The 5,419-nt window shown below is 62.4% G+C and carries 3 protein-coding genes; 2 read left to right on the plus strand and 1 reads right to left on the minus strand.

All coding sequences use genetic code 11. The features are described 5' to 3' along the window. Nucleotides 1-57: 57 nt before the first annotated feature. Nucleotides 58-552: a hypothetical protein gene (locus tag ACXJL8_RS32785; protein ID WP_456624371.1), complete on the minus strand. Its 495-nt coding sequence runs from the start codon at nt 550-552 to the stop codon at nt 58-60. Between the two features lie 285 nt (nt 553-837). Between ACXJL8_RS32785 and ACXJL8_RS32790 the strand changes: the two genes are divergently transcribed. Continuing rightward, nucleotides 838-3,891 (plus strand): ATP-binding protein, encoded by a 3,054-nt coding sequence (locus ACXJL8_RS32790; protein ID WP_456686283.1) that lies wholly within the window; start codon nt 838-840, stop codon nt 3,889-3,891. 342 nt (nt 3,892-4,233) lie between these two features. After that, a partial coding sequence (locus tag ACXJL8_RS32795; RefSeq protein ID WP_456686284.1) for an OpgC domain-containing protein occupies nt 4,234-5,419 on the plus strand: 1,186 nt, incomplete at its 3' end.

Here is a 5,419-nt window from a genome sequence, read left to right on the forward strand (position 1 = left end):
CCCGTACACGTTGCGGACGACCGGATTGGACGTCGAAGTCCCGGGATCAGCTGAAGATCAAGGCCTGTACGGACAGACCATCGTCAGGTGGAGCAGCGTCGGCGCCTGGTCCTCACCGTTGTCGTACTCCCACTCCAGCCGGATTTCGTGCCGGTCGGCATAGGCGTCGCTCGCCGTGTGGGTGATGATGTTCGTCTTCATCGGGATCGGCGGCTCGGAATTGAAGCATTTCCGCACGCAGGCATCGAGCAGCGCGCATCGCGTCAGCGGGATCACGCCAGGCTCGTCCTTGGACAGCGGGACCGTATTCAGCTGCGTGGTGAGGTCGACGCGAGCCCGTCCCTTCTCCTTGTGCCAGTACGCCGCGCTCCCGTCCGGCCATTTGTCCGCCGGCGTCAGGATCAGGTGGTACTGGCCGTACTCCAGGGTCGGCACGTGGATGTCCGGCGACGCCTTGAGGATGTCCACGCTCCTCTTCATGTTTTCCAGAGGGAAATAATTGTCGTTCATCAAATCTTTGAATGAAGCCCCGGTGTAAGTTCTCGACCCCATCGTCTTTTCCCTCAATATGTCCTTGGCTTTGCGAAAATACATACAGCTCCGCGACGCCGGTTGGTTTTGCCAACCTGGCTCCGCCGGAATATATGCCCCATCTTTGCTGGGATTTGCGTACGCTACCACTCAGGACTGTGGTTCGTCCAGATCGCCACCCGCACCGTGCCCCGCTAAACGGCGATGGGCAAGTCCGATTGCTAAGCGGTTCTTGATAGGTATTCTTACCACAGTTGCTCGCGGGCGCTGGACGACAGCGACGCCGCGATCCTTGAAGGCGCAGGAATGCATTGCTTCGCGTGTCAGTCGGCGATTGATCCGGACGATAGCTGGTGCTCCAAGTGTGGGGCGGCGGTACGTCGGCGTGCTGATCCCGACAGCGAGCGGCGGTTTGTGACAATTCTCCGAGCCGACGTCATCGACTCCACAGGGCTTGTTGCCGAACTGGAGCCGGAGGAGGCCATCTCACGCCTGGAGCCTGCGCTGGCGGCCATGAGGGGCGCGGTACGCCAGTTTGGCGGCATCGTCAGCAAGGAGTTGGGGGACGGCTTGGCCGCTGTCTTTGGTGCCCCGATCGCCGACGACAACCATGCGCCGCTCGCCTGCCATGCGGCCATCGAGCTTGTCCGGCGGGTCGGCCGTCTTGGCGATCCCGGACTTCAGGTTCGGGTCGGCCTTCATTCGGGGCACGTCGTCGCCTATATGGTCGCCAGCGAGTTTTCCAAGGTCTACGAGATCGGAGGAGCCGCTCAGCATCTTGCCGCGCGGCTGGAGGCAGCGGCCGAGGCCAATCAGATCTACGTGTCGGAGGCCTGCCAGAAACTCGCGGATGGACATGTCCGGTTCGAATCCTTGGGTGTCAAGGTGCTGCGCGGATTCAACGAGCCGCTGCCGGTCTACCGTGTCGTCGGAGCGAGCGACCTTTCAAGCTGGCGGGTGCGACGAGCCCGGAGCGTTTCGCGGTTTGTCGATCGCACGACCGAGCGGGCCCTGTTGGGACGTGCCGCGGAGAGGTCTAGTGCAAGCCGGCAGACGGTCTTTCTGATCGGCGATGCAGGCATCGGAAAATCGCGGCTCGCACATGAGTTCGCCCAGGAGCTCAAGGCCGATGGCTGGCGGTTGATCGACGCTGAGTGCAGCCCGAACCTTCAGGGCGTACCGTTCAGCGCGCTCAAGCGTACTATACTTTCGATCTTCGAAGTGATCGCCAGAGATTCGGATAGTCTGGTCGACATCCGAAAGGAGTTGCAGGCAATCCATCAACTCGCGATCGATTCCATATTGGATATTCCGGTCGAGGATCCTCGCTGGAGCGAGTTGGAGCCTTACGCGCGCGCGCGTGCCATTTCCGATGCAAGTTGCGCCATCGTTCAAAGCTTGGCCCTCCAGCAGCGCACCGTTCTTCTCATCGAGGACCTGCACTGGATCGACCGAGCCAGCGATACGGTTGTTGCTGCAATCGCGTCGTTGCAGAGCCCCAACCTGATAGTTTTTCTCACGAGCAGGCCGAACGGCATGCCTGAGTGGATCGCGCGCTGCCACGCGGAAGTGATTGCAATGCGCCCCCTGGATGACGATTCGGGATTGGCCATGTTGGCCGATATGCTCGGACCGTCGGCGACGAACACCGATTTGAAGAACCGGATCATCTCTCATACTGCCAACGTTCCCCTGTTTCTCGAGGAAGTCTGCCGTGGGCTGAAAGATAGTGGCACGCTTCGCGGTCAGTGGGGTGACCTTGCGCTCGTTCGACCCATTGAAGAGCTCGGTATCCCCACCAGCATTCAGGGCGTGATTGCGGCGCGACTCGATCGTGTCTCAAGGCAGGAGCGCTCGGTTCTCCAAATAGCGGCGGCGCTGGGGCCACGCTCAAGCGTAATGATGCTGCGGAACGTCGCGGCGCTGCCCGAAGACGTTCTCCAGGATTGCCTTGGAGCGCTCGACCGAGCCGAGCTCCTCGTCAGGATCGATAGTGAACTTGAGGACTCGATCGAGTTCCAGCACGAGATGGTCCGCCAAGTGACCTACGAGTCGATGGTCGAAAAGGTGCGCGAAAATATACATGCGCGAATTCTTGCGGCCTTCGAAAGCGAGACATGGAGCGACGGTCCTGACACGCTTTGCTACCACGCAATGCGCGCGAAGGATTGGCTGAAAGCGTTCGGGTACGGGAGGGGTGCCGCGCAGAAATGTCTTGTGCGCTCGGCATATGCCGATGCGGTCGACTATTTCGGGATCGCGATGAGTTCCCTCGACAAAATACCGATGACTCCTTCGCGGGAGGCAGATGCAATTGACCTCCGGATGGAAGCGCGAATGGCATTCATCTGGTCCGGCCAGGTTGCCGAGTGGATCGATCTCGGAAAAGAGGCCGAACGCCGGGCTAGTGGAATTGACGACATCGGAAGAAAGGTCGCCGCCATGACCGTCATGGCGGGTGGACAGAACTTCTACGGGACGCCAACTGAAGCGGTTGCGCTTGGCCAGGAGGTTGTTGGTCTCGCCGAGAAGTCAGGCAACCCGGGTTGGCGCAACCTTGCACAATATAATCTCGGACAGGCCTATTTTCTCGCTGGTCGATATCGCGAAGCGGAGCAGACGTTGGCGCGAGGCCGCGCTAATCTCATGGGGCCGGAGGCAAGCGCGCCCTTCGGAACTCCCCCAAAATACACGCTCCTCCTCTGCTGCATGATGAAGAGCTTCACCCACACCGTGATGGGCGAGCTCGATGCCGCCGAGCAGCTCCAGCAGCAGGCCGCGGCGATCGCGGAGGAGACGGGCCGTCCCTATGACCGTGTCGCGGCGGCTTCTAGCGGCGGGTGGCTGAAGCTCGGCCGCAACGATCCGGCGGCGGCCGCTGCCATTCTCGAAGAGGGGTTCGTCCTGGCGCAGAAGCATGGCATCCGGCTGTTCGTGCCGGTGCTCGCCTGCCATCTCGGCATCGCCTATCTGGAGCAGGGGCTGTTCGACCGCGCGCGCGGCATGCTCGGCGAGGCGCGCGAGGAGGCGAAGGCGGTCGGCTACACCTCGGCGGTGCTGCGCAGCTCGATCTACCTGGCGCTGGCCACCTCCCGCCTCGGCGATACCCAGGCCGCGCAGAACATGCTGCGCGAGGCGCGCAACACCGCCCGCCAGCAGGGGTTCGCCGGCCTCGAGGCCGAGGCCCTGTTCGTCGAAGCCGTCGTGACGCCGGCCTCGAGCGCGGAGAACAAGGCGGCCATTCTCGCCGCGCTCCGCGGCACGATCGCGATCGCATCCGAAAGCGGCGCGCTGCCGCTGAGGCAGAAGGCCGAGGCGATGCTGAACGAGGTGCTCGCCCGGGGTGATGAGCTGACCTGATCCTGCTCGCCGCTGACGGTCGGGTCCGCGACCGCGCCGTCGCGGGCTGATATTTGCCCGACACGTCATGAAAATCCTACAGTTAAAACAAAAGCTTAGCGCGGCGCTTGTACTGTGCATGGGGTTGTTTGCGACGTTTTTGCAAGGCCGCGCGCTTTGTGCAGCGCAGAGCGCGGCCCGCCGGTGCCGCCCGCTCCGATGACAAAGTCCCTTGCGCGCGCACCAAGGTCGGCTACCGTTGGCACTGGCCGCAAGGCCAGGTGACTTTTGATTGAGATTTTTTAGCATCCGATTTTGCCGGCGCCGCTTTGGCGCGACGCCCACCGGAAAGAGGCTGGGGCCATGATCATACGGGACCAGTCAGCGCTGTTGGCTCCGGTCGAGCGCGACCTGCGGCTCGATCTGTTCCGCGGCATCGGGCTGTGGATGATCTTTCTCGATCACATCCCGCACGACGTCGTGGCCTGGCTCACCTTGCGCAATTACGGCTTCAGCGACGCCGCCGAGTTCTTCGTCTTCATCTCCGGCTATCTCGTCGGCTGGATCTACGGGCCGATCGTCGCCGGCGGCTGGTTTCTCGCGGCGCTGAAGCGGCTGTGGCGGCGCGCGGCCGAGATGTATGTCGCCCACATCATGCTGTTCCTGTTGTTCACGGCGCAGATCGCCCGCACCGCGCGCCGCTTCGACAATCCGATGTACGAGCACGAGTTCAACGTGTTCAACTTCCTGTCGCATCCGGACGAGCTGATCGGGCAGGCGATCCTCCTGAAATACAAGCCGGTCAATCTCGACGTGCTGCCGCTCTACATCACGCTGGTGTTCGCCTCGCCCTTCATCGTGTGGTGCCTGGTGCGCCGGCCGAACCTTACGCTCGCCGCGTCCGTGGTGCTCTACATGCTGTCGCGCTGGTTCGACTGGAACATCGCCTCATATCCGCCCGGCACGAAATGGTACTTCAATCCGTTCTGCTGGCAGCTGATGTTCGTGTTCGCGGCCTGGTGCGGCATCGGCCAGATCGAGAAGATTGCCAAATGGGTCTGGTCGAAGGCGGCGATGGCACTGGCCGCGGCCTGGCTCGCCTTCGCGCTTCTGATCGTGATGACCTGGCATATCCCCGCGCTCGAGGCGCTGATCCCGAAATGGATGATCAAGGCGATCTACCCGATCGACAAGACCGATCTCGACATGCTGCGCTTCACGCATTTCCTCGCGCTGGCGATCTGGATCACCCATTTCATCTCGCGCCGATGGCGGCTGCTGCACGGGGCCTGGCTGCGCCCAATCATCCTCTGCGGCCAGCATTCGCTGCCGATCTTCTGCCTCGGCGTCTTCCTGTCGTTCTCGGCGCACTGGATCCTGACCCAGTACACCAAGGGCACGTGGGAGCAGCTCGCGGTCTCCGTCGTCGGCATCGTCATCATGATCGGAGCGGCCTGGCTGCTCGATCGTGCCGAGCGGGTGCCGAACCTGTTCGTGAAGGTGACGGAGGTCGAAGAGCCTGAGCCCGCGGTCGAGAGCGCTCCGGCTG

The organism is Bradyrhizobium sp. P5_C11_2 (assembly GCF_054049755.1).